The 25,284-nt window shown below is 72.8% G+C and carries 22 protein-coding genes and 3 tRNA genes; 13 read left to right on the top strand and 12 right to left on the bottom strand.

Annotation, left to right across the window (positions count from 1 at the left end; genetic code table 11):
* Nucleotides 1-378 precede the first annotated feature (378 nt).
* Nucleotides 379-2,934, bottom strand: coding sequence for a glycoside hydrolase family 3 C-terminal domain-containing protein (locus ABZX65_RS26360; protein WP_355344780.1), 2,556 nt, complete (start codon nucleotides 2,932-2,934; stop codon nucleotides 379-381).
* A gap of 149 nt (nucleotides 2,935-3,083) precedes the next feature.
* Between ABZX65_RS26360 and ABZX65_RS26355 the strand changes: the two genes are divergently transcribed.
* Nucleotides 3,084-3,794 (top strand): TetR family transcriptional regulator, encoded by a 711-nt coding sequence (locus tag ABZX65_RS26355; RefSeq protein ID WP_355344777.1) that lies wholly within the window; start codon nucleotides 3,084-3,086, stop codon nucleotides 3,792-3,794.
* A gap of 59 nt (nucleotides 3,795-3,853) precedes the next feature.
* On the opposite strand, the gene ABZX65_RS26350 is transcribed toward ABZX65_RS26355, so the two are convergent.
* Nucleotides 3,854-4,282: an organic hydroperoxide resistance protein gene (locus tag ABZX65_RS26350; protein ID WP_355344774.1), complete on the bottom strand. Its 429-nt coding sequence runs from the start codon at nucleotides 4,280-4,282 to the stop codon at nucleotides 3,854-3,856.
* Between the two features lie 118 nt (nucleotides 4,283-4,400).
* Entirely contained in the window at nucleotides 4,401-5,411 is a 1,011-nt protein-coding gene (locus tag ABZX65_RS26345; protein ID WP_355344771.1) for an NADP-dependent oxidoreductase, read from the bottom strand.
* Between the two features lie 149 nt (nucleotides 5,412-5,560).
* On the opposite strand from ABZX65_RS26345, the gene ABZX65_RS26340 reads away from it, so the two are divergent.
* Nucleotides 5,561-6,067 carry a MarR family transcriptional regulator gene (locus ABZX65_RS26340; protein ID WP_355344768.1) on the top strand — a complete coding sequence of 169 codons (507 nt, stop codon included), beginning with the start codon at nucleotides 5,561-5,563 and terminating at the stop codon, nucleotides 6,065-6,067.
* Nucleotides 6,068-6,095: 28 nt separating this feature from the next.
* Here the strand turns inward: ABZX65_RS26340 and ABZX65_RS26335 are convergent, their stop codons facing one another.
* From ABZX65_RS26335 to efeU, 4 genes are all read right to left on the bottom strand, one after another.
* On the bottom strand, nucleotides 6,096-7,109 hold the full coding sequence (locus ABZX65_RS26335; protein WP_355344766.1) for a hypothetical protein: 1,014 nt from the start codon (nucleotides 7,107-7,109) through the stop codon (nucleotides 6,096-6,098).
* Between the two features lie 154 nt (nucleotides 7,110-7,263).
* Nucleotides 7,264-8,778: an aldehyde dehydrogenase family protein gene (locus ABZX65_RS26330; protein WP_355344763.1), complete on the bottom strand. Its 1,515-nt coding sequence runs from the start codon at nucleotides 8,776-8,778 to the stop codon at nucleotides 7,264-7,266.
* A 149-nt stretch (nucleotides 8,779-8,927) separates the two neighbouring features.
* Nucleotides 8,928-10,178, bottom strand: a complete 1,251-nt coding sequence (gene efeB / locus ABZX65_RS26325) for an iron uptake transporter deferrochelatase/peroxidase subunit (RefSeq protein WP_355344867.1) — start codon at nucleotides 10,176-10,178, stop codon at nucleotides 8,928-8,930.
* Between the two features lie 131 nt (nucleotides 10,179-10,309).
* Nucleotides 10,310-12,436, bottom strand: coding sequence for an iron uptake transporter permease EfeU (gene efeU / locus ABZX65_RS26320; protein ID WP_355344760.1), 2,127 nt, complete (start codon nucleotides 12,434-12,436; stop codon nucleotides 10,310-10,312).
* A gap of 248 nt (nucleotides 12,437-12,684) precedes the next feature.
* On the opposite strand from efeU, the gene ABZX65_RS26315 reads away from it, so the two are divergent.
* The 3 genes from ABZX65_RS26315 (at nucleotide 12,685) to ABZX65_RS26305 (ending at nucleotide 15,659) form a co-directional block, all read left to right on the top strand.
* Nucleotides 12,685-13,491, top strand: coding sequence for an SDR family oxidoreductase (locus tag ABZX65_RS26315; RefSeq protein WP_355344757.1), 807 nt, complete (start codon nucleotides 12,685-12,687; stop codon nucleotides 13,489-13,491).
* Nucleotides 13,492-13,706: 215 nt separating this feature from the next.
* Nucleotides 13,707-14,675, top strand: a complete 969-nt coding sequence (locus ABZX65_RS26310) for an SDR family oxidoreductase (RefSeq protein WP_355344754.1) — start codon at nucleotides 13,707-13,709, stop codon at nucleotides 14,673-14,675.
* Between the two features lie 141 nt (nucleotides 14,676-14,816).
* Nucleotides 14,817-15,659, top strand: a complete 843-nt coding sequence (locus ABZX65_RS26305; RefSeq protein WP_355344751.1) for a helix-turn-helix transcriptional regulator — start codon at nucleotides 14,817-14,819, stop codon at nucleotides 15,657-15,659.
* Between the two features lie 62 nt (nucleotides 15,660-15,721).
* On the opposite strand, the gene ABZX65_RS26300 is transcribed toward ABZX65_RS26305, so the two are convergent.
* Both ABZX65_RS26300 and ABZX65_RS26295 read right to left on the bottom strand, forming a co-directional pair.
* Nucleotides 15,722-15,898 (bottom strand): hypothetical protein, encoded by a 177-nt coding sequence (locus ABZX65_RS26300; protein WP_355344748.1) that lies wholly within the window; start codon nucleotides 15,896-15,898, stop codon nucleotides 15,722-15,724.
* A gap of 174 nt (nucleotides 15,899-16,072) precedes the next feature.
* The gene (locus ABZX65_RS26295) at nucleotides 16,073-16,276 is read right to left on the bottom strand and encodes a hypothetical protein (protein WP_355344745.1); all 204 of its coding nucleotides are present in this window, start codon (nucleotides 16,274-16,276) and stop codon (nucleotides 16,073-16,075) included.
* On the opposite strand from ABZX65_RS26295, the gene ABZX65_RS26290 reads away from it, so the two are divergent.
* The 4 genes from ABZX65_RS26290 to ABZX65_RS26275 all read left to right on the top strand — a co-directional run bounded on the left by ABZX65_RS26290 (nucleotide 16,253) and on the right by ABZX65_RS26275 (nucleotide 18,640).
* On the top strand, nucleotides 16,253-17,179 hold the full coding sequence (locus ABZX65_RS26290; protein ID WP_355344742.1) for a hypothetical protein: 927 nt from the start codon (nucleotides 16,253-16,255) through the stop codon (nucleotides 17,177-17,179). The genes ABZX65_RS26295 and ABZX65_RS26290 overlap by 24 nt on opposite strands.
* 140 nt (nucleotides 17,180-17,319) lie before the next feature.
* Nucleotides 17,320-17,760 (top strand): phage holin family protein, encoded by a 441-nt coding sequence (locus ABZX65_RS26285; RefSeq protein ID WP_355344864.1) that lies wholly within the window; start codon nucleotides 17,320-17,322, stop codon nucleotides 17,758-17,760.
* Nucleotides 17,757-18,377 carry a DUF3618 domain-containing protein gene (locus tag ABZX65_RS26280; protein ID WP_355344739.1) on the top strand — a complete coding sequence of 207 codons (621 nt, stop codon included), beginning with the start codon at nucleotides 17,757-17,759 and terminating at the stop codon, nucleotides 18,375-18,377. The genes ABZX65_RS26285 and ABZX65_RS26280 overlap by 4 nt, the downstream gene beginning before the upstream one ends.
* A complete protein-coding gene (locus ABZX65_RS26275) occupies nucleotides 18,374-18,640 on the top strand; it encodes a DUF4235 domain-containing protein (protein WP_355344736.1) in 267 nt (88 codons plus the stop codon). Before ABZX65_RS26280 ends, ABZX65_RS26275 begins: the two co-directional genes overlap by 4 nt.
* 237 nt (nucleotides 18,641-18,877) lie before the next feature.
* Here the strand turns inward: ABZX65_RS26275 and ABZX65_RS26270 are convergent.
* The 3 genes from ABZX65_RS26270 to ABZX65_RS26260 all read right to left on the bottom strand — a co-directional run bounded on the left by ABZX65_RS26270 (nucleotide 18,878) and on the right by ABZX65_RS26260 (nucleotide 19,258).
* Nucleotides 18,878-18,951: transfer RNA gene (locus ABZX65_RS26270), tRNA-Ile, on the bottom strand.
* 156 nt (nucleotides 18,952-19,107) lie between these two features.
* Nucleotides 19,108-19,180: transfer RNA gene (locus ABZX65_RS26265), tRNA-Asn, on the bottom strand.
* Between the two features lie 5 nt (nucleotides 19,181-19,185).
* Nucleotides 19,186-19,258: transfer RNA gene (locus tag ABZX65_RS26260), tRNA-Asn, on the bottom strand.
* A 210-nt stretch (nucleotides 19,259-19,468) separates the two neighbouring features.
* On the opposite strand from ABZX65_RS26260, the gene ABZX65_RS26255 reads away from it, so the two are divergent.
* From ABZX65_RS26255 to ABZX65_RS26240, 4 genes are all read left to right on the top strand, one after another.
* Nucleotides 19,469-19,768, top strand: a complete 300-nt coding sequence (locus ABZX65_RS26255) for a YtxH domain-containing protein (protein ID WP_355344861.1) — start codon at nucleotides 19,469-19,471, stop codon at nucleotides 19,766-19,768.
* A gap of 116 nt (nucleotides 19,769-19,884) precedes the next feature.
* Nucleotides 19,885-21,330 carry an FGGY family carbohydrate kinase gene (locus ABZX65_RS26250; protein WP_355344733.1) on the top strand — a complete coding sequence of 482 codons (1,446 nt, stop codon included), beginning with the start codon at nucleotides 19,885-19,887 and terminating at the stop codon, nucleotides 21,328-21,330.
* 188 nt (nucleotides 21,331-21,518) lie between these two features.
* Entirely contained in the window at nucleotides 21,519-23,252 is a 1,734-nt protein-coding gene (locus ABZX65_RS26245; protein ID WP_355344731.1) for an ABC transporter ATP-binding protein, read from the top strand.
* A 50-nt stretch (nucleotides 23,253-23,302) separates the two neighbouring features.
* Nucleotides 23,303-25,222: an ABC transporter ATP-binding protein gene (locus tag ABZX65_RS26240; protein ID WP_355344858.1), complete on the top strand. Its 1,920-nt coding sequence runs from the start codon at nucleotides 23,303-23,305 to the stop codon at nucleotides 25,220-25,222.
* Nucleotides 25,223-25,284: the final 62 nt, after the last annotated feature.

Here is a 25,284-nt window from a genome sequence, read left to right as displayed (position 1 = left end):
TGGCCGTTGCCCGAACCGCACAGTCCACGGTCGCCGGACGGGAGATCCCTGCAGGACGGCCATCCGCCGAATCTCGGATCGCACGGGCCGCAGTCGCCAACAACGAGAGCTCCTGCGGGGCTGCCGTTGGCCGTAGCCCGAACCACACGGACCGCCGTCGCCGAACGCGAGAGACCCGCGGGACGGCCAACCGCCGGTACCCGAACCACACGGACCGCCGTCGCCGGACGCGAGATCCCTGCGGGACGGCCAACCGCCGAATCTCGGATCGCACGGCGCGCGGTCGGCGACGGTGGGGACCCCCGCAGGGAGGCCGGCAGCCGAATCCCCACCTGCACGGGTGGGGGTCCCCCCGGCGAAGGCAGGGGGAGGGCGGGGTCAGGGGGCGGGGACGGAGAGCGGGGCCGTGAGGCGGGGCGAGGCGATGGAGCGGCCGGCGACCACGGCGTAGGCGCCGGGCACGAGCCGCCACGCGGCGGCATCCTCGTCCCAGACCTCGGCGGCCCGCCGGGGCACCCGGACGGTCACCTCGACGGCCTCCCCCGCCTCGGCGGCGACGGAAGCGAATCCGGCCAGCCACCGCCCGGGCCGCGCGACGTCCGAGGTCGCCCCCTCGGACGACGCCCCGTCGAGGTAGAGCTGGACGACCTCACGCCCGGCCCGCGCCCCGGCGTTCCGCACCCGCACGGTCGCGGTGACCAGCACGTCCGGCTCCGAACTCTCGGCGACGACCAGCGACTCGTACTCCCAGTCGGTGTACCCGAGCCCGTGCCCGAAGGGATAGGCGGGGGCGACGGCCTGCCGCTCCCACGCGCGGTACCCGATGAACACCCCTTCGTCGTAGGCGAGTACGCCGTCCTGCGGCGTGACCCGGCTGACGGGCGCGTCGGCGAGCCGTACCGGCCAGGTCGTGGGCAGCCGCCCGCCCGGCTCCTCCACGCCGAGCAGGACGTCGGCGAGGGCGGCCCCGGCCTCCTGCCCGGGGAACCAGCCGAGGAGTACGGCGGCCACGTCCTCGCGCCACGGAAGCTCCACCGGGGAGCCGGAGTTGACCACGACCACGGTCCGCGGATTGACGGCGGCGACGCGGGCGACGAGTTCGTCCTGGCGGCCGGGCAGCCGCAGATCGCGCCGGTCGAAGCCCTCGGACTCGACGCGTTCCGTGGTGGCGACCACGACGACGGCGGTGTGCGCGGCCCGCGCGGTCTCGACGGCCTCGGCCAGCAACTCCTCCGGGTCGCGGGCCGGTTCGCCGTGCAGCAGGGCGAACCCGACAGCGAGGATGGGGAGTTCGACGCTCTTGGGCACGGCGTGCACGAGGCTGATCTCGACCCGCTCCCCCGCCGCCAGTTCGACGGTCCCGTGCTCGGCGGGCGTGCCGAGGAACGCCTCGAACGGGTCCTCGTGCTCGCTGCCCTCGACGCCGTCGAACAGCACGTGTCCGCCGACGGTCAGGGTGAAGCCGCCGGTGCCGCGGGTGCCGAAGCGGTGCGCGCCGCTGACCCGCGGGGTGAACCAGCCGCGGGTCTCGACGGTGTGCAGCGCGTCGTACGCGACGCCTTCCGGCAGTTCGCCGAGCCACTGGAGCTGGCCGTTGGGCAGCTCCTCCGAGCCCAGTTCGGCTCCGTGTTCGTCGCGGGCGACGGCGGTGAGGGCGAATCCGGGTCCGGCGACGGGCAGTTCCTCGGTGGGGTCGGCGCCGACGCTGTGGCTGAGGGCGACGCCCGCGTGCAGCGCGGCCCGCAGGCCGTCGAGCGGCGAGACGACGTGGTCGGGGAAGACCTGCGCGGAGCCGCCGCCCAGGACGCGCGGGTCGCGGGCGGCGGCGCCGATGAGGGCGATGCCGCCGCCGAGCGGGGTCGGCGCGAGCGGCAGCACGGGCGCGTTGCCGCGTACCTCGTTGCGTACGAGCACGAAGCCGCGGCGGGCGATCTCGCGGGCCAGCGCGTCGCCGTCGGCCGGGGCGGGCCGGTCGGCCACGGCGACGGCGGGCGGCGCGCCCTCCAGCAGGCCGGTGCGGGCGGCGAGCAGCAGGACCCGGCGGGCGGCGGTGTCGACGGCCGCCTCCTCGACGGCCCCCGCGCGTACGGCGGCGGCCAGCGCCTCGCCGTAGACGGTGACCGGTCCCGGCATGGCGACGTCGAGGCCGCCCAGGAGCGCGCCGACGGTGTCGCGGGCGGCCAGCCAGTCGGAGACGACGACGCCGTCGAAGCCCCACTCGCCGCGCAGCACGCCGTTGACCAGCGGGTCGTGCTCGGTCATCGTCGTGCCGTTGACGGCGTTGTAGGCGGCCATGACGCCCCAGGGCCGGGCGCCCGCGACGATCGCCTCGAAGGGCGCGAGGTACAGCTCGCGCAGCGGCCGGGGCGCGATCCGGTTGTCGACGGTGAAGCGCTCGGTCTCCGCGTCGTTGCCGACGAAGTGCTTGACGGTGACGCCCACTCCGCCGTCCTGGACACCGCGCACATAACCGGTGCCGATGGCGCCGGTGAGATACGGGTCCTCGCTGTACGCCTCGAAGTGCCGTCCGCCCAGCGGCGACCTGTGCAGGTTGACGGTCGGCGCGAGCAGGACGTGGACGCCCTTGCGGTGCGCCTCCTGGGCGAGCAACCGGCCTGCGCGGCGGGCCAGTTCGGGGTCCCAGGACGCGGCGAGCGCGGTGGGGCTGGGCAGCGCGGTCGACGGGTCGCCCGCCGTCCAGCGCTTGCCGCGTACGCCGATCGGGCCGTCGGACATCACCAGCGAGCCGAGGCCGATCTGCGGCAGCGCGGGCAGCGTCCACATGTCCTGGCCCGCCAGCAGCCGCGTCTTGGCGTCGAGGTCGAGCTTGCCGAGCGCCGCGTCGACCGCCCGCTCGCGCTCCGCGTCCCCGCGCGCGTCCGCGCGTACGCCCTCGTCCCCTGCTCCGGCCGCCGCCCCGCTGATCGCCGTCATCTTCCGTCCCCTTCCGCCTGTCCCGTACCGCTCCCGTCCCACCGCGCCCACGCTACCTGTCGTACGGTAGGGATAGATGCCATTTCGTAATCTTGTAGGCTCCCGAGCGGCAAAGGCTCCCGAGCGGCAGGGGAAGGGGGCGGGGTGGCGTGGCGGGAACCAGGAGTGAACGGCGGGGCGACCGGCGGGCGGAGATCATCCAGGCCGCGACGGAGGTGATCGCCGAGCGCGGCTACCGGGGCGCGACATTGGTGGCGGTGGCCGAGCGGGTGGGGCTGACGCAGCAGGGGCTGATGCACTACTTCCCCACCAAGGACGCCCTGTTGGTGTCCGTGCTGGAGGCGCGCGACCAGTGGGACATGGCGTCGGCGGCGCTGCACGGCCGGTCGTGGCCGCTGGAGGTGGTGGCGGAGCTGGTCGAGTACAACGCGACCAGGCCCGGCATCGTCCAGGCGTTCACGGTGCTGGTCGGCGACAGCGTCACCGAGGGGCACCCGGCGCAGGAGTATTTCCGCGAGCGCTACGCGCGGGTCCGCGAGGGCGGCGCGCAGGCGCTGCGCGCCGAGTACGGCGACCGGCTGCCGGGCGGCCTCACCCCCGAGCGGGCGGCCACCTTGCTGGCGGCGGTGATGGACGGCCTCCAGGTGCAGTGGCTCCTCGACCCCGGCGCGGTCGACATGTCGGCGGCCTTCCGCGACTTCCTGGCGCTGCTGGCCCCGCCGTCGGAGCCGGGGACGGCCGGACAGCCGTCGGAGCCGGGGACGGCCGGAGCGCCGTCGGAGCCGGGGACGGCCGGAGCGCCGTCGGAGCCGGGGACGGCCGGAGCGCCGTCGGAGCCGGGGACGGCCGGAGCGCCGTAAGGACCGCGCTCCTGGGAGCGCGGTCCTTACCGGGGCCGACCGGGTGAGCGGCGGAGAACTCAGACGACGCTCAGGTCCACCGTGATGTTGCCGCGCGTGGCGTTGGAGTACGGGCACACCTGGTGCGCCTTCTCCACCAGGTCCTTGGCGGTGACGTCGTCCACGTTGGGGATGGAGACGGCCAGTTCGACGGTGAGGCCGAAGCCGCCGGAGGCGATTTTGCCGATGCCGACCTTGGCGGTCACGCGGGAGCCGCTGATGTCGGCCTTGGCCTGGCGGGCGACGACGCCCAGCGCGCCCTGGAAGCAGGCGCTGTACCCGGCGGCGAAGAGCTGCTCGGGGTTGGTGCCGTTGCCCGCGCCGCCCATCTCGGTCGGCGGGTTCACGATGACGTCGAGCTTGCCGTCGTCGGTGGCGACGCGGCCGTCACGGCCGTTCTCCGCGGTGGCGACGGCGGTGTACAGGACGTCTACGGGCTGGATGCTCATGAAAGTGTCCTCCTGAGGGGCGGGCGGCCCGCAAGGCACGCGAGCACGCCTGCAACATTTTGTTGAATTTCCGGCCGGGTGTCGAGCCCGGCCGGTCGGTCGGCGGCCGGACGGCGGGTCACTCCGCCGGAAGAGAGACGATCATCTTTCCGGTGTTGTCACCGCGCAGCACGCCCAAGAACGCTTCCAGATTGTTCTCGATTCCCTCCACCACCGTCTCGCGGTACCGCAGCCGGCCGTCACGCAGCCAGCCGGCGGCCTCGCGGACGAACTCGGGGCGAAGGTCCTCGTGGTCGGTGACGAGGAAGCCGCGCAGGGTGAGCCGCCTGCCGACCATCAGGCCGAGATTGCGCGGCCCCGCCACCGGCTCCGTCGCGTTGTACTGCGCGATGGCCCCGCACAGGGCGGCCCTGCCGTGCACCCGCATCGCGCCGACCGCGGCCTCCAGGTGCTCCCCGCCGACGTTGTCGAAGTACACGTCGATGCCATCGGGCGCGGCGGCCTTCAACTGCCCGGCCACCGGGCCGTCCTTGTAGTTGAAGGCGGCGTCGAAGCCGTACTCCTCCACCAGCATCCGGACCTTCTCCGCGGAGCCCGCGCTGCCGATGACCCGCGAGGCGCCCTTGAGCCGGGCGATCTGCCCGGCCTGGCCGCCGACGGCGCCCGCCGCGCCCGAGACGAAGACGACCTCGCCCGGCGCGAATTCGGCGACCCTCAGCAGACCCGCGTAGGCGGTGAGCCCGGTCATGCCGAGGACTCCGAGATACGCGGTGAGCGGCGCCTGGTCCGGGTCGACCCGGACGGCGCGCGCGGCGTCCACCAGGGCGTACTCCCGCCAGGCGAGGCCGTGCAGCACATGGTCGCCGACCGCGAAGTCCTCGGCCCGCGAGGCCACGACCCGGCCGACGGCGCCGCCGTGCATCGGCTGGTTCAGCTCGTACGGCGGCGCGTACGACTTCGCCTCGTTCATCCGGCCGCGCATGTACGGGTCGACCGACAGGTGCAGATTGCGGACCAGGATCTGGCCGGGGCCCGGCTCGGGGACGTCGGTCTCGACCAGCGCGAAGTCTTCCGGCACCGGCCAGCCCTTGGGGCGGGCGACCAGGTGCCATTCACGGCTCTTCGGCATGGGGGAAGTCCTCCTTCGGCGACGGTTCGACCACTGGTCGGCGTCGATCACTGATCAACCGCTGATCAACCATGGAAATAATTCAGGTGCTGAACTAACCATGGACCTTGATGTTTCATGATGTCAAACATTTGGGTAAACTGTTGGTCATGACACGTCGCCGAAGCGATCCCCTGACCGTCGAGGTCGTCGGCCTGATCGGCACCGTCGCCGCCCGCTACCACCAGGAGTACGAGTCGGCCGCCGCCCGCCACCGGCTGACCGGCGCGCAGGCCAAGGTGCTCGCGCTGCTCAATTCGGGGCCGCTGCCCATGCGGCGGATCGCCCGCTGGCTGAAGTGCGAGCCGTCCAATGTGACCGGCATCATCGACCGGCTGGAGGTCAGGGGGCTGGCCGAGCGCCGTACCGACCCGGCCGACCGCCGGATCAAGCTGGCCGCGGCCACCGCCGAGGGCCACGCCGTCGCCGACAAACTCCGCGACTCCCTGGACTTCGCCCGTGAACCGCTCGCCGGGCTCTCCGAACAGGAACGCACCATGCTGCGTGACCTGTTGCGGCAGATGCTGGGCGACGACCCGGCGGACGGCGCGCACCGCGACCACAGTCTCGGTGACGCCCCGGGCGCGGGCCGCGAGCCGGGCGAGGGCGACGGCTGACGCCCGCTGATCCGTCCCCGCGGAGACCCTACTGGCACCACCAGAGCACATGCGTGCACGTCGGCGACGGCGTCGCGGGCGAGGACGGCGGCGCGGTCGTGGTCGGCGGCGCGGCGGTCGTCCTCGTCGGCGACGCGCTCGCGGTGCGCGAGGGCTTCCCCGCGGGGCTGGACGCGGGCGCGCTCTCGGAACGCGAGGCCGACGCCGACGGCGAGCCGGACGCCTTGTCGGACGCCGAGGGCGACGCGCTGCCGCTGGTCCGGCCGCCGCCCTTCGGGACGCCGGGGGTGCCGCTCGCGCCGGTGGACGGCCGGGGCGCGTCGGGCGAGGGGGAGATCGCGGAGACGCCGGGGCCGGGATCGGTGGACGGGCTCGGCGAGCCGCCGGAGAAGGCCGCGACGCCGAACATCGTCAGCGAGCCGACGACCGCGACCGCGCCGACGCCGAGGATCGCCGCCCGCTGGTGACGGCCGCGGCGGCGCCTGGCGGTCCCGCGCAGGTCGTGGTCCTCGCGGTAGCCGCCGCCACCGGCTCCAAGCAGGCTGTCGGCCAGGGCAGTGGGGGCGTCCCGTCGCGGGGCTTCGCCGTACGCGGGGACGTACAGGTCGGCGTACGGGGCGGTGTACGTCCCGCCGTACGCGCTGTCGTCGCCCGCCGTGCCGGGGTCCGTGTCCGGGCCCTCGCCGACGCCGGGGCCGACTCCGACGGCACTGCCCGTACCCGTGCCCGCGCTGCCGGGCTCGGGCTCGGCGGCGGTCGGGGCGGGGGCGGCCGGGACGGCGGCGGGGCCCGCGTCCGGGCCGAGGCCCGAGTCCCTGAGGAGGTCGTCCACGAGGGAGCCCTCGACGGGGGCCTCCGGTGTCGCCGCGCTCGCGGGCGGCGCCGGGTCGGCGCCGTCCCCTGCGGCGGCCTCCTCGGTGACCGGCGGCAGTTGCGCCGTGTCGGCCTCGTCGGGCAGCCCCGACCGGTCCGCGATCGCGCCGCATCCGGGGCAGGAGAAGGCGCCGTTGAGGTGTCGTCGGCACGTGTGGCAGTAGTTCATGGCGGATGGACTGTAAGGGACCGTCGCGGTGCGGCGGAACCCCGGAGTTCCGCTTGTCCCGGCTTCGCCGGGAAACTCCCCTGCGGACAAGTCGCCGCAGCTCAGGCCAGGTCGGGGCGGTCTGTACAGCGTCGGGCCGATGCCCGGCGGCGGCTCAGCCGGGCCAGACGAGACTCTGCGTCTCGCTGTAGGCGTGCAGCGCGTACGACCCCACGTCCCGGCCGACGCCGCTGCGCTTGAAGCCGCCGAAGGGCGCCTCCATGTTGCGGCCCACGGTGTTGATCCCGACGCCGCCCGCGCGCAGCCGCCGCGCGACCCGGAACGCGCGGGGCACGTCGGCGGACCACACGTAGTCGATCAGGCCGTAGTCGCTGTCGTTGGCGAGCGCGACGCCCTCGTCCTCGTCGTCGAACGGCAGCACCACGACGACGGGCCCGAAGATCTCCTCGCGGACCACCCGCATGTCGGGCGCGCAGTCGGCCAGCAGTGTGGGGGCGACGTAGAACCCCCTTTCCAGCGGCGGGCGTTCACCGCCCGCCAGCAGGGTGGCGCCCTCCTTGCGGCCGAGCGCGACATACGCCTCGACGCGGTCGCGGTGGGCGGCGGAGATGACCGGGCCGACGACGGTGGCGGGTTGGGCGGGGTCGCCGACGACGAGCCGTCGCGCGTACCCGGCCAGTCGCTCCACCAGCCGTGGGTAGACCGCGCGTTGGGCCAGTACGCGGGTGGGGGCGGTGCAGATCTGGCCGCTGTAGAAGCTGAAGGTGGTGCCGATCCCGGCGACGGCCGAGTCGAGGTCGGCGTCGTCGAAGACCAGCGCGGCGCCCTTGCCGCCGAGTTCCATCAACTGCCGTTTCATACCGCGCCCGCAGGTCTCCGCGATGCGCTGCCCGACGGCCGTGGAGCCGGTGAAGCTCACCATGTCGGTGTCGGGCGACCCGACGACCGCCTCGCCGACGTCGGCGCCCGAGCCGGTCACCACGTTGAGCACACCCGGCGGCAGCCCGGCCTCGGTCAGCGCCTCCGCCATCCGGTAGACCGACAGCGGGTCCTGCGGGGCGGGTTTGACCACGACGGTGTTGCCCATCGCGAGCGCGGGCGCGACCTTGCCCGCCGGATTCGCCCAGGGGTTGTTGTAGGACGTGACGCAGGCGACGACGCCGACCGGCTGCCGGACCGCCAGCGCGCCGAAGACGCCGCCCGCGCCCATCGCGGACGCCTCGTTGAGCTGCGGGAGCAGCGCGGTCTCGGTGGGTTCGAGCGCGCCGCGCGCGTATCGCAGGAAGCGGGCGGCGGCCACACCGACCTGCATGCCGCGGGCGGTCGCGGCGGTGGCGCCGCTCTCGGCGCCCGCCAGGGCCGCGTACGGCTTCAATTCGCGCAGGATGATCCGCCCGGCGCGCTCCAGTATCCGGCCGCGCTCCTCGGGGCGGGTGCGCGACCAGCCGTCGAGCGCCTGCCGGGCGGCGGCGGTGGCCGCGAGCGCCTGTTCCGGGCTCGCATCCGGCGCCCGCCCGACCACGCGCTCGGTGGCCGGGTTCAGCACGTCGTAGTGCCCGCGCTCCGGGGCGGTCCACCGCCCGCCGATGAACAGCGCGTCCTCGATCGCCGTCCCGTCCGTACCTGTTGACGTATCCGTCGGCCCGTCCGCCGCCCTGTCCACCGCCATGCCCGCCTCCTCGGCCGCCGGTCCCACCGGAATCCGGCACGGGCACAGCATGCCTGACGGACCGTCAGATGAGGAGAGGCGGACGGCACCTGATCCGCCCGGCCCGACGGCGTGCTGACGAAATGTCAGGCGGAGGGTCGGGCGGAGGCTCAGGCGGAGAGCAGGCCGCGGCCGAGCCAGTCCTTGGTGTCGCGGACGCCGGGCAGCACGAAGAAGTAGCCGCCGCCGACCGGGGAGATGTAGTCGACCAGCGGCTCGTCGATCAGCCGGGTTTGGGTGGCCTCGAACTGCCGCTGTACGTCCTGCTGGTAGCAGCAGAAGACCAGCCCCATGTCGAGGTTGCCGACCGCGTCCACGCCCCGGTCGTAGTTGTAACCGCGGCGCAGGATGCGGGAGTCGTCGGTCCTGGCGGTGCGCGGGTTGGCCATCCTGATGTGCGCGTCCAGCGGGATCGCGTTGCCCTGCGGGTCCTTGGCGTAGAGCGGGGTGTCGGTCTCCTTCGCGCCGTCCAGGGGCGCGCCGGTGTCCTTGCGGCGGCCGAACATCAACTCCTGCTCGGTGAGCGAGACCCGGTCCCAGAACTCGACCAGCATCCGGATGATCCGGATCGCCTGGTAGCTGCCGCCCGCCGCCCACGCGGGCTCGCCGAGCGCGTCCGTCACCCACACCAGCCGGTCCATCTCCCGGCCGGAGCGCACGTCCGGGTTGGCGATGCCGTCCTTGAAGCCGAGCAGATTGCGCTGCGCGCCGGTCGGCCGGGGCGCGTTCTGGAAGCCGTCCATGCGCCACTTGATCTGCATGCCGCCGCGGGTGTGCCGGGCGATGTCCCGCAGCGCGTGCAGGACGGTGTCCGTGCTGCCCGCGCAGATCTGCAACGACAGGTCGCCGTGGCACTGCGCGGCCTGGAGGTTGTCGTTGGGGAAGGTCCTCATCGGGGTGAGGCGGCGCGGCTTGGCGCCCGCGAGGCCGTAGCGGTCGTCGAAGAGCGAGGAGCCGACGCCGACGGTGACGGTGAGCGCGTCGGCGGGGACGGTCGGGCCGAGGATGCCGTTGTCGGACGGCGGCGCGCCGACGCCCAGGTCGTCGGGGGTGCCGCCCGCGGTGAGGAAGCGGGCCCGCTCGGTGATCGTCCTGAAAAGGTCGGCGAGTTCGGCCCTGGTGTCCGCGATGACGTTCAGCGAGACGAAGGTCGCCGCGGCGGGCTGCGGGGTGATGACGCCCGCCTGGTGCGCGCCGTGGAAGTCCACCGCAGCGGCCTGGCCGCGCTGACCCGCGTCGGCCGCCTGGGCGCTGCTCCCGCCGGCCGCCGTGCTCAGCGCGAGGCCGCCGCCCGCCAGCGCCGCCGCGCCCGCGCCCGCGCCGAGCGCGGTCTTCACGAAGGACCTGCGGCCCGCGCCCATCGGGCAGGTGCCGCCGCCCGCCGCGTCACCCCCGTAGCCCTCGTGGCCTTCGGGTCGGGTGGAGTCGGCGGGCATCTGCTGCTTCCCTTCGGGGAGTTGTTCGGGTCCTGGCGCCGTACGGTCCTCGCGCCTCATGCGGACTTCCGGATTTCGAGCAGGTCGGGGACGGGCGCGAGGTCTTCCAGGAGCTGACCGGTCGCGCCGTCGATCGTCGCGCGGGCCGCCGCGTCGAGCGAGCCGACCGGGGTCCAGGCAGCGCCCTTGTGCGCGCCGTCGAGCAGCCTCTGAAGGCGGGCGATGTCCGCGTCGATCAGGGCCAGTTGCCGCGGGTCCCGCCGGGTGATCAGCGGCCGCAGCACCGTCAACAGCTCTTTCGTACCGGCCAGGTTGGCGTTCGCGGTCGCCAGATTCGTCCCGCTGCCCTCGTCGGTGTCGCCGGTCAGCTCGAACTGGAGGGTGTTCTCCAGGATCTCGTGGCTGCGCAGCGGCAGGTCGGACGGGTCGAAGTCCTGCGTGGGGAACGCCTTGCGCAGGCCCGCCACGTCGGCGCCGAGCCGGACGGCGAGCGGCTTGAGCGAGGCCGCGGACTCGCCGTGCCACAGCCCGTACTCGATGCGGTGGAAGCCGGTGAAGGACGGGTCCTTCTCACCGCCCGGCAGTCCGTCCTTGCGGCCGTTGATCTTCGCGTCGAAGTCGGCGAAGGTCCCGTAGGCGGCGCCGAGCGCGGAGTACGTGTCGTGCGCGGTGAGCCAGTCGGCGCGCGCCGCGGTGAGGTCGCCCGCCGCGAGGTCGGCCGTCAGTGTGCCGGTCTGGCCGACCAGCGTGCCGAGCCCGGTGTTCACATAGTCGCGGTACGACGCGAGCGGCGGCTGGAGTTCGGACGCGGCCAGCGGCAGGACGGCCTTGGTGGTGCTGCCGCCGGAGACCCGTACGGACGTCGAGGTGACCGCCTTGCCGCTGGTCGGCACACAGCGCCAGGCGTATTCGCCGCTGCCGACGGTGGCGACCAGGTCGCGGGTGGTGCCGGGGGCCAGGCCCTCGATCTCGCCGTAGACGGCGTTGGTGGCGGGGTTGATCAGATAGACCTCGGACGCCTTGTCGCCGGTGTTGCGCATCGAGAAGGTCCGGCGGCCGGGCTGGGGGGCGCTGAAGCCCTTGCCGCACTCGGTCGGCGAGACGGCGACGGTCTGCGCTCCCGCGGGCTTGCCGTCGCCGAAGGCCACGACCAGGCCGCCGATCACGGCGGGGATCGCGACGACGGCGGCCGGGAGCAGCCATACGGGACGGGAGCGGGTGCGGCTGCGGGTGGGCGCCGCCGTGACAGCGGGCACAGGGGCCGGGTCCGGTGCGGCGGCGGGGGCCGGTGCGGAAGCGGGCGCCGTCTCCGCCGCGGTCGGCTCGGCCGTCGGTGCCTCGGCCGCCTTCTTGGACACGGGCGCGGGCGCGGGCTTGCGCAGGCCGCGTACGAACAGCGTCATGACGATCGCGAGGTAGCCGACGTAGGCGGCGACCTGGAGCCAGGTCATGGCCGGGGTGAGGTTGAGGACGCCCTGGAGGAGGGCGGCGTACCAGGAACCGGCGTCGATGTGCGCGCTGAGGTCGAAGGCGTACGCCGTCTTCCCGGCGAGCACGCCGCCCTCCTGGAGGTCGCGCAGGCCGTAGCCGAGGACGCCCGAGGCGATGACGATCAGGACGGCGCCGGTCATGGTGAAGAAGCGGCTCAGATTGATCTTGAGCACCCGCCGGTACAGGCCCCAGCAGAGCCCCGCGGCCAGCACCAGGCCGATCGCGGCGCCGGCCAGCGGGCCGCCGGACTCCCCCGCGGCGCGGGCGGTGGTCCACAGGAAGAGCGCGGTCTCCAGGCCCTCGCGGCCGACCGCGAGGAAGGAGGTGAGGATCAGCATGCCGCCGCCCATGGCGAGCGCGGCCGTCACCTTCTCCCGGATCTCACCGGACAGATTGCGGGCCGAGCGGCGCATCCAGAAGACCATCGCGGTGACGAAGGCGACGGCCACGACGCTGAGCGTGCCGCCGAACGCCTCCTGCGCGGTCGCCGACAGATTCGCGGCGGTGAAGGTGAGGACCGCCCCGAAGCTCATCGACAGGGCGATGGCGGCCAGGACGCCCGTCCACACCTGCGGGAGCCGGGACTTGGCGTCGCCGCGCACCAGGGTGGCCACCAGGATCGAGACGATCAGCCCGGCTTCGAGACCTTCCCTGAGTCCGATCAGGAAGCTCGGAAACGCGTCGTCCCACATCGATGTTCGTCCTCCCGGACCCGTGCTTAGGTGTGCCTGGCCTGACTTAGGCATACCTATCCTGCGGATCGGGGCCCGCGAAGTCTCTATGCTCCGGTTCCGTATTGGGTAAAAAGGACACCACGTGACACCGGATGACACCGGATGTGCGCGGGCCGCGCGGGCCGCTCCCCCGCTCAAGGTGGGATCGGCGATCCCTGGACAAGTGGGGCCTTCATCCGGCCGTCACCGCCGCCCACGCTGGAGTCATGACCACGCACACGGACACGACCACCGGCACGACCACGGACAGCACCGCACCGGCCAGGATCGCGATCGTCACCGGCGCCAACCGCGGGCTCGGCCGCGCCACCGCGCTGCGGCTCGCCGCGGACGGCGTCGATCCGATCATCACCTTCCGGTCGCACGAGGACGAGGCGGCGGCCGTGGTCGCCGAGGCGAGGGCGCTCGGCCGCACCGCGTACGCGCTCCGCCTGGACACCGCGCGAACCGCCGGATTCGCGGACTTCGCCGACGAGGTGCGGCGGCTGCTCAAGGAGGGCTGGGGGCGGTCGGACTTCGACTACCTCGTCAACAACGCGGGCTCCGCCGTGACGGAACCCTTCCTCGAAGCCACCGAGGAAGGCTTCGACACGATGCTGAACGTCCACTTCAAGGGCGTCTACTTCCTCACCCAGCGGCTGGTCCCGCTGCTCGCCGACGGCGGCCGGATCGTCAACCTCTCCACCGGGCTGACCCGCTTCACCAGCGAGGGCCTGTCGGCGTACGCGTCGATGAAGGGCGCCGTGGAGGTGTTCACCCGCTATCTGGCCAAGGAGCTGGGCCCGCGCGGCATCACCGCGAACGCCGTCGCGCCCGGCCCCACCGGCACCGACTTCGGCGGGGGCTTCATGCGGGACGACGAAGGCGTCAGGGCCGCGCTCTCCGGCCAGGCCGCGCTCGGCCGGGTCGGGACCGCCGAGGACATCGGCGGGGTGATCGCCGCGGTGCTGTCCGACGGGACCGGGTGGATCACGGGACAGCGGATCGAGGCGTCGGGCGGGTTCCTGCTCTGACCCGGCGGGTTCCCGCTCTGATCCGGCGGGTTCCCGCTCCAGCCGGGCGGGTTGCTCCTCCGACCTGGCGGTTCCCTCGCCCGCCGCACGGGATACGTATCCGCACGCCGTCCCTTTGTGTTCCTCCCCACCCCTCCCCCTCCGCTGGAAAGCGCTCGCCCGCCCCCGCGAATGCGGCATCGCCCGCCCCCACTCACCGTCAGGAGCGAACCGTCATGACACGTAAGAACGCACTGGACACCGCGGTGCCCGATCTCAGCGGAAAACTCGCCGTCGTCACGGGCGGGAGCGACGGGATCGGGCGGGGGCTCGCCGGGCGGCTGGCACGGGCGGGCGCGGAGGTCGTGCTGCCGGTGCGGAACGCGGCGAAGGGCGCGGCGGCCGTGGAGCGGATCCGGGCCGAGGTGCCCGGCGCGCGGGTGTCGACGCGGGAGCTGGACCTGGCGTCGTTGGAGTCGGTCGCCGCGCTCGGCCGGACGCTGGTCGCCGAGGGCAGGCCGGTCGACATCCTCGTCAACAACGCGGCGGTGATGACCCCGGCGACCCGGCAGACCTCCGCGGACGGCCTGGAGTTGCAGTTCGCGACGAATCACCTCGGGCACTTCGCGCTGACCGCGCATCTGCTCCCGCTGCTGCGCGCCGCGGGCGGCGCGCGGGTGGCGACCCAGTCGAGCATCGGCGCCCGCCAGGGGGCGCTGGCCTGGGACGACCTCCAGGCGGAGCGCGGCTACGCGCCGATGAAGGTCTACAGCCAGTCGAAGCTGGCGGTGCTGATGTTCGGCCTGGAACTGCACCGGCGCAGCGTCGCGGGCGGCTGGGGCATCACCAGCACCCTCGCGCATCCGGGCCTGACCTCGACCAATCTCCAGACGGCCGGGCCGAATCTGGGCCGCGCGAAGCGGACGACCTGGATGGACCGCGCCTTCCGCTGGCAGTCCAGGCTCGGGCTGTTCGTGCAGACCGTGGACGACGGGCTGCGGCCGGTGCTGTACGCGGCGACCGCGCCGGGGGCGGTCGGCGGCGCCTTCTACGGTCCCGGCGGCCTCGGGCATCTGACCGGCCCCGTGGTGGAGCAGCCGCTGTACCGGTCGGCGCGGAGCGAGGAGGAGGCGCGGCGGGTCTGGCAGGTGTCGGAGGAGCTGGCCGGGGTGCGCTTCCCGGACGGCGTGGCCGCCGAGAGCTGAGCCGCGGACGTGCGGGGGGGAAGCCGTGGCCGTACGGGCGGGAGGGCGCGGACGTACAGGCGGGAGACCGGGACCGGACAGGCGGGAGGGCGCGGACGTACAGGCGGAAGACCGCGACCGGACAGGCGGGAGACTGGGGTCATGGACCGAGAACAGCTGGCGGACTTCCTGCGCACCCGGCGTGAGGCGCTGCAACCCGAGGACGTGGGGCTGCCGCGCGGGCCGCGGCGGCGTACGCGGGGGCTGCGGCGCGAGGAGGTCGCCGCGCTGTCCGGCATGTCGACCGACTACTACAGCCGGATCGAGCAGGCCCGCGGCCCGCAGCCGTCCGCGCCGATGCTGGGCGCCATCGCGCGCGGCCTGCATCTCTCGCTCGACGAGCGCGACCACCTCTTCCGGATGGCGGGGCACAGCGCCCCGGAGCGCGGATCGGGCAGCGACCACGTCAGCCCCGGCCTGATGCGGATTCTCGGGCGCCTGGACGACACTCCCGCGCAGGTCATGACGGATCTCGGCGAGACGCTGACGCAGACCCGGATGGCGCTCGCCCTGCTGGGCGACGAGACCGGGCACACCGGGATGGCCCGCAGCTTCGGCTACCGCTGGTTCACCGACCCCGTCACCCGCCGCATCTACCCCGAGGCCGACCACCCCACCCACAGCCGGATCTTCACCGCCGGGCTGCGCGAGACGCTCTCCCGCCAGGGTCCCGGCTCGCGGGCCGCCGCCCTCGTCGACGCCCTGCTCGCCGTGAGCCCCGAATTCGCCACCCTCTGGAGCGCCCACGAGATCGGCGTCCGCCACCCCGACGACCTCAAACGGATCCGTCACCCCGAGGTCGGCATCCTCCACCTGCACTGCCAGGTCCTCCAGGACCCCGCCCAGTCCCAGACCCTCCTGGTCTTCACCGCCACCCCCGGCACCGACTCCTACGAGAAGCTCCAGCTGCTGTCGTCACTGGGCGAGCGCGGCGCGACGGCGTAGTCAGCGAGTCACGTACGGGTACGGCCCGTACGGGTACGGCCCCGTACCGCCGCGGTCCGGGGTCAGACCTGTTCCGACTCGCCTTCCACCGCGAGCTGCCACTCCGCCTGGAGGCGGGCCAGTTCCGTCAGCTCGTCCGGGGTCCACGAGGTGCGACCCGCGCTGAGCCGACGTATCCGGGCATTGAGCTCGGCCGCGTCGGCGAACGCGGAATCGGGAGCCGGAGGCGTGCTGGGCATGGGCGCAAACATATCCACGATCCGATAAACGCCCGGTATACGCCGAGCCCATCCCCCGGACCCCCCGGGTGTAATCCATCCCACTCCGGGCAGACGCGCGGCCGGCCCCTCCGCGCCCCCGGACGGCGCCTCTCAGCGCCGGTCGGCCTTCGGTCGGCGTTCGGTCAGCGCCGGTCAGCGTTCGGGGCAGAGCGTGTAGCGCAGCGTGAGAGCCGCCGGGGGCTGCTGCGCGCGGGGGCGGGCCTCACGGCCGCCGGGGCGCTCGGCGCGGCCGGAGTCCTCGCCGCCGCGGGACCGGCCGCCGCCGACCTGCCGGTCACCGCGCCCTTCTCGCTGGAGGGCGGCGGGGACCAGGTGTTCTGGCGCAAGCGGCTGCACGAGACGTCCTGGGCCATGCAGTCCTTCGCCTACGACAACGTCAACGGCCACATCTACTTCGCCCAGCACCGCCCCGGGGACAACGAGAACGACTCCGACGACGGGGACCCGTCAAAGGCGCACATCCACTACGGCGACATCTGGATCGTCCGCACCGACCTGGCGGGCAACGTGCTCGGCACCATGGCGCTGCACCAGTTCGGCCACGGCTCCTCGATGGCCGTCGAACCCACCGGCGCCGGTTCCGCGCCGTACCTGTGGATCGAGGGCGACAACTACAACGTCGCCAAGGGGGCGTACGAGGACAGCGGCTACCGGCTCACCCGGTTCCGTTACACCGAGGGCATCACCCTCACCTACGGCAACCCGTCGGTGATCCCGATCCAGGACCGTACGCCCACCATCACCACCTACGCGGGCCTGCCCCGCCCCGCGATCGACCCCGTCAACAACATGCTGCTGGTCCGCTACGCCACCCAGTCCACCTCGCCCAACCCCTGGCGGCTGGTGGTCTTCCCGCTGGCGGACGCGGTGGCGGGACGGCTCTCCCAGGACGACAGGAAGGCCGAACGCGCGCTGCCCACCAACGCCCAACTGAAGATCCCGGACGACGCCGCCTTCCAGGGCGTCACCCTGTACGGCGAGTACGCCTACCTCCTCTACGGCAGGTCGGGCGGCCCGTCCTACCTCGCCGCCGTCAGCATGAACGACGCCGGGGGCGAGCACGGCGAGGTCTTCCGCACCACCGCGGGGGCGACGATCCCGGGCCGCGAGCCGCAGGGCTGCGCGATCTGGGTGGCCGACGGCCAGCCCCGCCTCGCCTTCGGCTTCTCCGGCAAGACCGGCACCACGACCGACCCCAGCTTCGACGCGAGCCTCTTCTACAAGAACACCTTCGCCTGAGGGTGCCCGCGCCTTCCCCGTACGTCCCCCGCCCGAGCCGAACCGATGTGACCGGCACGCGGCCGCCTGCCGAAGCGCGTGTGCGCCCGTCCGGCCCGGGTAGCCGGGCGCATAGGAGACGGAAGGACCGGTGAGTGGTGATGGATCCCGTCGGAACTCGGGCGGCAGGGGACGGCTCCGGAGCGGCGGACGGCTCGGGCGAGCCGTCGGTCGGTGAGCTGGTGTCGCGCGCGACACAGCAGATGTCGCAGCTCGTGCGCGAGGAAATGCGGCTCGCCCAGGCCGAGATGGCCCAGAAGGGCAAACGGTTCGGCATGGGCGGCGGGCTGTTCGGCGGTGCGGGGCTGCTGGCCTTCATCGGTCTGGAGGCGCTGGCCGCCACGGCGGTCGCGGCGCTCGCCCTCACGTTCTCGGTGTGGCTGTCGGCGCTGATCGTCGCGGTGGCGCTGCTGGCGCTCGCCGCCACGCTGGCGCTGGCGGGGAAGAAGGAAGTGAGCCGCGCGACGCCGCCGGCTCCCGAGCAGGCGATCGCCGGTGTCAAGGCCGATGTCGCCACCATCAAGGAAAAGACGAAGCGATGACCATCGACCCGCATGACGAGAAGGACCCGTCCACCCCCGAGGAACTGCGCGCCCAGGTGGAGAGCACCCGTGAGCAGCTCGGCGAGACGGTGGAGGAACTGGCCGCCAAGGCCGACGTGAAGGCCCGCGCCAAGGACAAGGCCGCCGACATCAAGGACGAGGTCGGCGACAAGGCCGCCCAGGCGAAGGACAAGGCCACCGAGGTCAAGGACAAGGTCGGCGACAAGGCCGCCGAGGTCAAGGACAAGGTCCAGAGCAAGGTCACCGAGCTGAAGGACCGCGCCCAGACCACGAAGGACGAGGCCCAGGACACCGCTCAGGACACGGCGGCCGACGCGTCGGCCTCGGCCCGGGCGAAGGCGGCCGAAGTCGGCGCGCTGGTCCGTGACAAGACGCCGGAACCGGTGCGGGAGAAGGCCGCCGCCGCCTCGGCCAAGATCGCTGAGGGCACCGCGGCAGTGGCCGCCAAGGTCAGCGAGAAGACCCCCGAGCCCCTGGCCGAGAAGACCCAGCAGGCCGCCGACGCCGTCAAGCGCCGCCCCGGCGCGGCCGTCGCCGCGGCGATCGGCGCCGCCGTGGTGTTCTTCACCGTCCGCTGGAAGAGGGGCCGCAAGTGAACGCCGCGAAGATCGTCTACCGCCCGGTCGGTCTCCTGCTCAGCGTGGCCAGTGGCGCGTTGGCCGGAGCCGCCTTCAAGCAGACGTGGAAGGTGGTCGGGCACGACGACGACACCCCGGACGCGCTGGACGAGGAGCGCGCCTGGAAGGAGGTCCTGATCGCGGCCGCGCTGCACGGGCTGATCTTCGCCGTCGTGAAGGCGGCGGTCAGCCGGAGCGGCGCCACCGCCACCCGGCGGCTCACCGGCACCTGGCCGGCCTGACCCGCGACCCGCGCCCCGCGCACGCGGAAAGCGGGGCCGCGCCGCGCGGTCTCACGCCGATCAGCCCTGTCCCCCGCCGAGTTGTGCCACAAGGCCGCCAGGGCGACCGCACCCGGCCCCGTCAAGGACGTGCCGCGGACGCCACTCGGACGGATGCTCGCGCGGGGGGTGTCGCCGCCATGATCGCCGCCCCCGGAGACCGTCCGCGAAGTGCCGGCTTTGCGGCACGGCGCAGGGTGGGGCGGGTGGGACTCGAACCCACGACCGACGGATTATGAGTCCGCTGCTCTAACCGGCTGAGCTACCGCCCCGTACGGTGCGCCTCGCGCGCCGTCTGCCGCAGCATAGCTGCTCATACGATCTGTCGCCCTCGCGGGTCACAGACGCGTCATTGGGTGGACTCGCGGGGGCGGGGAGTTGGTTCCCCGGGACATGAAAAAGGACCCCAACGGGGTCCTGATCCGGCGCTCCCCCGACTGGACTCGAACCAGTAACCTGCCGGTTAACAGCCGGCTGCTCTGCCAATTGAGCTACAGGGGACCGAGCTCCCCCGACTGGACTCGAACCAGTAACCTGCCGGTTAACAGCCGGCTGCTCTGCCAATTGAGCTACAGGGGATCGCTCTGCGTGCACCGAATGCACTCGTCAGGGTGTCCCCGGACGGCGCGCGTTCGCTGCGACACATACATTAGCGCAAGTGAGGGGGTGCTCCGCCAACCAGTTGCGCCAGGGTTGTCACCCGGGTGCACAGGGTAGGCGCGCAGCACACGGCACCTTGGCCCGACTTGTCCTATGCCTGACGTGTCCGACGGAAAGAGGGTGGAGCCCATGCGCTACCGGCTGACGTTCATCAGTGGAGCCGTCGTCGGCTATGTGCTCGGCGCGCGCGCCGGGCGCGAGCGGTACGAGCAGTTGCGCAAGAGCGCGCAGCGCGTCGCGCAGAACCCGGCGGTGCGCAACGCGGCGGAGAGCGCCGCGCAGACCGGCAGGAACGCCGCGGTGAAGGCCGCGGACACGGTGACGGCGAAGGTCGGCGACCGGCTGCCGGAGTCGGTGACCGAGCGGGTGAAGGCACTGCGCGACCGCAGCGCGCCGCCCGAGGACGACTGGGGCACCTCCAACACCTGAGGAAGGGCATCCCCGCCCGCATCCCGCCCGCACCCCGCCCATTTCTCGAACACCTGACGCAACCTGATGCACAGCTGTCACCCCGTACCCGCCCCCCGTGGGGCATCATCTCGTCCATGGGGAAAGTCGCGGGCATAGACAGCTCCACCACCGGTACGACCGTCGTCGTGTGCGACAGCGAGACCGGGGCGGTACTCAGGCAGGGCCATGCGCCGCACCCTCTGGACGACGGCGAGAAGCCGACCGAGATCGACCCGCAGGCGTGGCTGCTGTCGCTGGGCGAGGCGGCCAAGGACGGCGTCCTCGAAGGGGTGCAGGCGATAGGCATCTCCGGGCAGCAGCACGGGCTGCTGGCCCTGGACGCGGGCGGGGTGGCCGTACGCCCGGCCCTGTTGCGCGGCGACAAGCGGGCGCAGGCGCAGGCCGTGGACCTCACCGACGAGCTGGGCGGGGCGGCCGGGTGGGCCGAGGCGGTCGGCTCGGTGCCGCAGGCCGCGTATCCGGTGGCGAAGCTGCGCTGGATCGCGCAGCACGAACCGCAGACGGCCACGCGCATAGCCCAGGTGATGCTCCCGCACGACTGGCTGGTGTGGCAGTTGCTGGGGCGGCCCGCGCGCCGTACGACCGACCGCGGCGACGCCTCGGGCACCGGCTACTGGTCGGCGGCCACCGGCGAGTACCGCACGGATCTGGTCGAGCGGGCGCTCGGCCACCAGGTGGCGCTCCCCGACGTACTGGCCCCCGCCGAACCCGCGGGACAGACCCCCGAGGGCCTGCTGATCTCCGCGGGCACCGGCGACAACATGGCCGCCGCCCTGGGCCTGGGCCTCGGCCCCGGCGACGCGGTGGTCTCCCTGGGCGCGGCGGGCACCGTCTTCGCCGTGCACCACGAGGCGCTGAAGGACCCGACGGGCACGGTCACCGCCTTCGCCGACGCGACCGGCCGCCATCTGCCGGTGGTGCAGGTGCGCAACGCCGTCCGTACGCTGCGCGGCACCGCCGATCTGCTGGGCACCGACCTGGCCGGGCTGTCCGAGTTGGCGCTCCAGTCCACGCCCGGCGCGTACGGACTGGTGCTGCTGCCGTATCTGGAGGGCGAGCGGACGCCCGATCTGCCGCACACCGCGGGGACGCTGGCCGGGCTGCGGCGCGACTCGATGAAGCCGGAGCACCTGGCGCGGGCCGCCTTCGAGGGCATGCTGTGCGGGCTGACGGACGCGCTGGACGTGCTGCGCAACAAGGGCGTCGAGGTGCGCCGGGTGTTCCTGCTGGGCGCGGCGGGCGAGCTGCCCGCGGTGCGCGCCATCGCGCCCGCGCTGTTCGGCACGCAGGTCGTCGTCCCGCCGGCCGCCGAGTACGCGGCGCTGGGCGCGGCGCGGCAGGCCGCCTGGTCGCTGGGCGCGGTGCTCGGCTCGCAGTCGCAGACCGAGCCGCCGCCGTGGGCCGAGGCGGCCACGCAACTGCTGGAGCCGGGCGACGACTCGGCCGTGGGGTCAGCGGTGCGTCAGCAGTACGTCGCGGTGCGCGAGCAGACTCACCCGGGGGCCTTTGCCTCGCTTTAATCCCATGCGGCCCGGCGGTGTCGGAAGATAAGATCCTCCGCCGATCAACACGGGCAAAGGGCGGGCAAAGCTCGGCGGGCCGGGGCAACGTCCCCTCCCCCGCGCTGCGTCTCCGTACGCGCCTTCCGCCGCCTGCGTACGTCCCGCCGGGTACGCGGCGCCCGTACCGCCGACACCGAGGTTTCAGTGTGCTGATCAGACTCCTGCGGGCCCACCTGGGCCCGTACAAGCGACCCATCGGTCTCTTGGTACTGCTCCAACTCGTCCAGACCATAGCCACGCTCTACCTGCCCACGCTCAACGCCGACATCATCGACAACGGGGTGGTGAAGGGCGACACCGGCTACATCGTGGGGCTGGGCGGCGTCATGATCGGGGTGACCGTCGTCCAGGTCTGCTGCGCGATCGGCGCGGTCTTCTTCGGCGCCCGGACCTCGATGGCGGTCGGCCGTGACATCCGCGCGTCGGTCTTCGACCGGGTGCAGAGCTTCTCGGCCCGCGAGGTCGGGCAGTTCGGGGCGCCGTCGCTGATCACCCGCACCACCAATGACGTGCAGCAGGTGCAGATGCTGGTGCTGCTGACGTTCACGCTGATGGTGTCCGCGCCGATCATGTGCGTCGGCGGCATCATCATGGCGCTCGGCCAGGACGTGCCGCTGTCGTCGCTGCTGCTGGCCGTGGTGCCGCTGCTCGGCATCGTGATCAGCCTGATCATCCGCAGGATGCGCCCGCTGTTCCGCACGATGCAGACCCGCGTGGACACCGTGAACCGGGTGCTGCGCGAGCAGATCACCGGCATCCGCGTGATCCGCGCCTTCGTCAAGGACGACTACGAGCAGCGCCGCTTCGCCGAGGCCAACGACAGTCTGACCGATGTGTCGCTGGCCACCGGAAAGCTGATGGCGCTGATGTTCCCGCTGGTGATGGGCGTGGTGAACATCTCCAGCGTCGCCGTGCTGTGGTTCGGCGCGCACCGCATCGACAGCGGCGGGATGCAGATCGGCGCCCTGACGGCGTTCCTGAGCTATCTGATGCAGATCCTGATGTCGGTCATGATGGCCACCTTCATGTTCATGATGGTGCCGCGCGCCGAGGTCTGCGCCGAGCGCATCGAGGAGGTGCTGGGCACCGAGTCCAGCGTCGTCCCGCCGACCGCGCCCGTGCTGACCCTGCGCCGCCACGGCGACCTGGAGCTGACCGGCGTGGAGTTCGCCTACCCCGGCGCGGAGGCGGCCGTCCTGCGCGGGGTCGACCTGGTCGCCAGGCCCGGTGAGGTGACCGCGATCATCGGCTCCACCGGCAGCGGCAAGTCGACGCTGCTCGGCCTGATCCCGCGGCTGTACGACGCGACGGGCGGCCGGGTGCTGGTCGACGGCGAGGACGTCGCGGAGCTGGCCCCCGCGCTGCTGGCCGAGACCGTCGGCCTCGTACCGCAGAAGCCGTATCTGTTCTCCGGCACCGTCGCGACCAACCTGCGGTACGGCAAACCGGACGCCACCGACGAGGAGCTGTGGCACGCGCTGGAGGTGGCGCAGGCCAAGGACTTCGTGGAGCGGCTCGACGGCGGGCTCGACGCGCCCATCGCGCAGGGCGGCAGCAATGTCTCCGGCGGGCAGCGGCAGCGCCTCGCCATCGCGCGGGTCCTGGTCCGCAAGCCGGAGATCTACCTCTTCGACGACTCCTTCTCGGCGCTGGACTACGCGACGGACGCGGCGCTGCGCCGCGCGCTGCTGCACGAGACCGCCGCCGCGACCGTGCTGATCGTCGCCCAGCGGGTGTCCACCATCCGTGACGCGGACCGGATCGTCGTCCTGGACGAGGGCCGGGTCGTCGGCACCGGCACGCACACCGAGCTGATGACCGACAACGAGACCTACCGGGAGATCGTCCTGTCCCAGCTCACGGAAGCCGAGGCCGCCTGATGAGCGACGACGAGCACAAGCCCGCCGCCGCGCAGCGCCCGCCGCGGCCGATGGGCGGGCCCGCGCGCTTCATGAGCGGAGGCCCGGTCGAGAAGCCGATGGACTTCGGCGGGTCGCTGAAGCGGCTGCTGGGTCTGATGCGTCCCGACCGTTTCCTGCTCTGCCTGGTGCTGGTCCTCGGCACGGCGAGCGTCGCGCTCGCGGTGACCGGGCCGCGCATCCTCGGTCACGCCACCGACCTGATCTTCGCCGGGGTGATCGGACGGCGGTTCCCCGGCGGCACCAAGCAGCAGGCGCTCGACGCGCTGCGCGCGCACGGTGACGGCCGGGTCGCCGACATGCTCAAGGGCATCGGTTTCACGCCGGGCCAGGGCATGGACTTCGACGCCATCGGCAAGGTGCTGCTGGTGGTCCTCGCGGTGTACGTGGCCGCGGCCGTCTTCAGCGTCTTCCAGATGCGCACCGCGACCAAGGTGATCAACCGGGCGATGTTCCGGATGCGCTCCGACGTCGAGGACAAGCTGGCGAAGCTGCCGCTGTCGTACTTCGACCGGCAGCCGCGCGGCGAGGTGCTGAGCCGGGCCACCAACGACATCGACAACATCGGCCAGACGATGCAGCAGACCATGGGCCAGCTGGTGAACTCGCTGCTGACCATCGTGGGCGTGCTGGCCATGATGTTCTGGATCTCCTGGCTGCTGGCGCTGATCGCGCTGGTCACCGTGCCGGTGACGCTGCTGGTGGCCACGCGGGTGGGCAAGCGCGCGCAGCCGCAGTTCATCCAGCAGTGGAAGACCACCGGCAAGCTCAACGCGCACATCGAGGAGATGTACACCGGCCACTCGCTGGTGAAGGTCTTCGGGCGCGCGGAGGAGTCGGCGGCGGCCTTCGAGGAGCAGAACGAGGCGCTGTACCGCTCGGGCTTCAAGGCGCAGTTCATCTCCGGCACGATCCAGCCGATGATGATGTTCATCGGCAATCTGAACTACGTGCTGGTGGCCGTCGTCGGTGGCCTGCGGGTCGCGTCGGGCGCGCTGTCCATCGGTGACGTCCAGGCGTTCGTGCAGTACTCGCGGCAGTTCAGCCAGCCGCTGACGCAGGTGGCGAGCATGTCGAACCTGATCCAGTCCGGCATCGCGTCGGCCGAGCGGGTCTTCGAACTCCTCGACGCCGAGGAGCAGTCGGCGGAGCCGGCGAAGCGGGACGTCCCCCGGGTGCCGGTGCGGGGCCGGGTAGCGCTGGAGGACGTGAGCTTCCGCTACGACCCGGACAAGCCGCTGATCGACCACCTGTCGCTGAAGGTGGAGCCGGGCCACACCGTCGCGATCGTCGGCCCGACCGGCGCGGGCAAGACCACGCTGGTCAATCTGCTGATGCGGTTCTACGAGGTGTCCGGCGGCCGGATCACCCTGGACGGCACCGATGTGGCCACGCTCTCCCGCGAGGAGCTGCGCTCCTCGATCGGCATGGTCCTCCAGGACACCTGGCTGTTCGGCGGCACGATCGCGGAGAACATCGGCTACGGCAGCGAGGGGGCGACCGCCGAGCAGATCGAGGAGGCGGCGCGCGCCGCGCACGCGGACCGCTTCATCCGCACGCTGCCCGAGGGCTACGACACGGTGATCGACGACGAGGGCGCGGGGGTCAGCGCGGGTGAGAAACAACTCATCACCATCGCGCGGGCGTTCCTGTCCGATCCGACGATCCTGGTACTGGACGAGGCGACCAGCTCCGTCGACACCCGTACCGAGGTGCTGATCCAGCGGGCGATGGCCAAGCTCAGCCACGGCCGTACCAGCTTCGTGATCGCGCACCGGCTGTCCACGATCCGCGACGCCGACGTCATCTTGGTGATGGAGTCCGGCGCGATCGTCGAACAGGGCACGCACGAGGAGCTGTTGGCGGCCAAGGGCGCGTACGCGCGGCTGTACGCGGCGCAGTTCGCGCAGGCCGTGGCGGAGGTCGACTGAGGTACGAGGGCCGGCCGGGACGGGTGTTCCGTCCCGGCCGACCGGCCGGAGCGGGGGGCCGG

The sequence above is a fragment of the Streptomyces sp. NPDC003300 genome (genome assembly GCF_040610915.1).
Lineage (GTDB): Bacteria > Actinomycetota > Actinomycetes > Streptomycetales > Streptomycetaceae > Actinacidiphila.
Note: the sequence above shows the minus strand (reverse complement) of the source record. Positions and strands in the feature narration are given on the sequence as shown.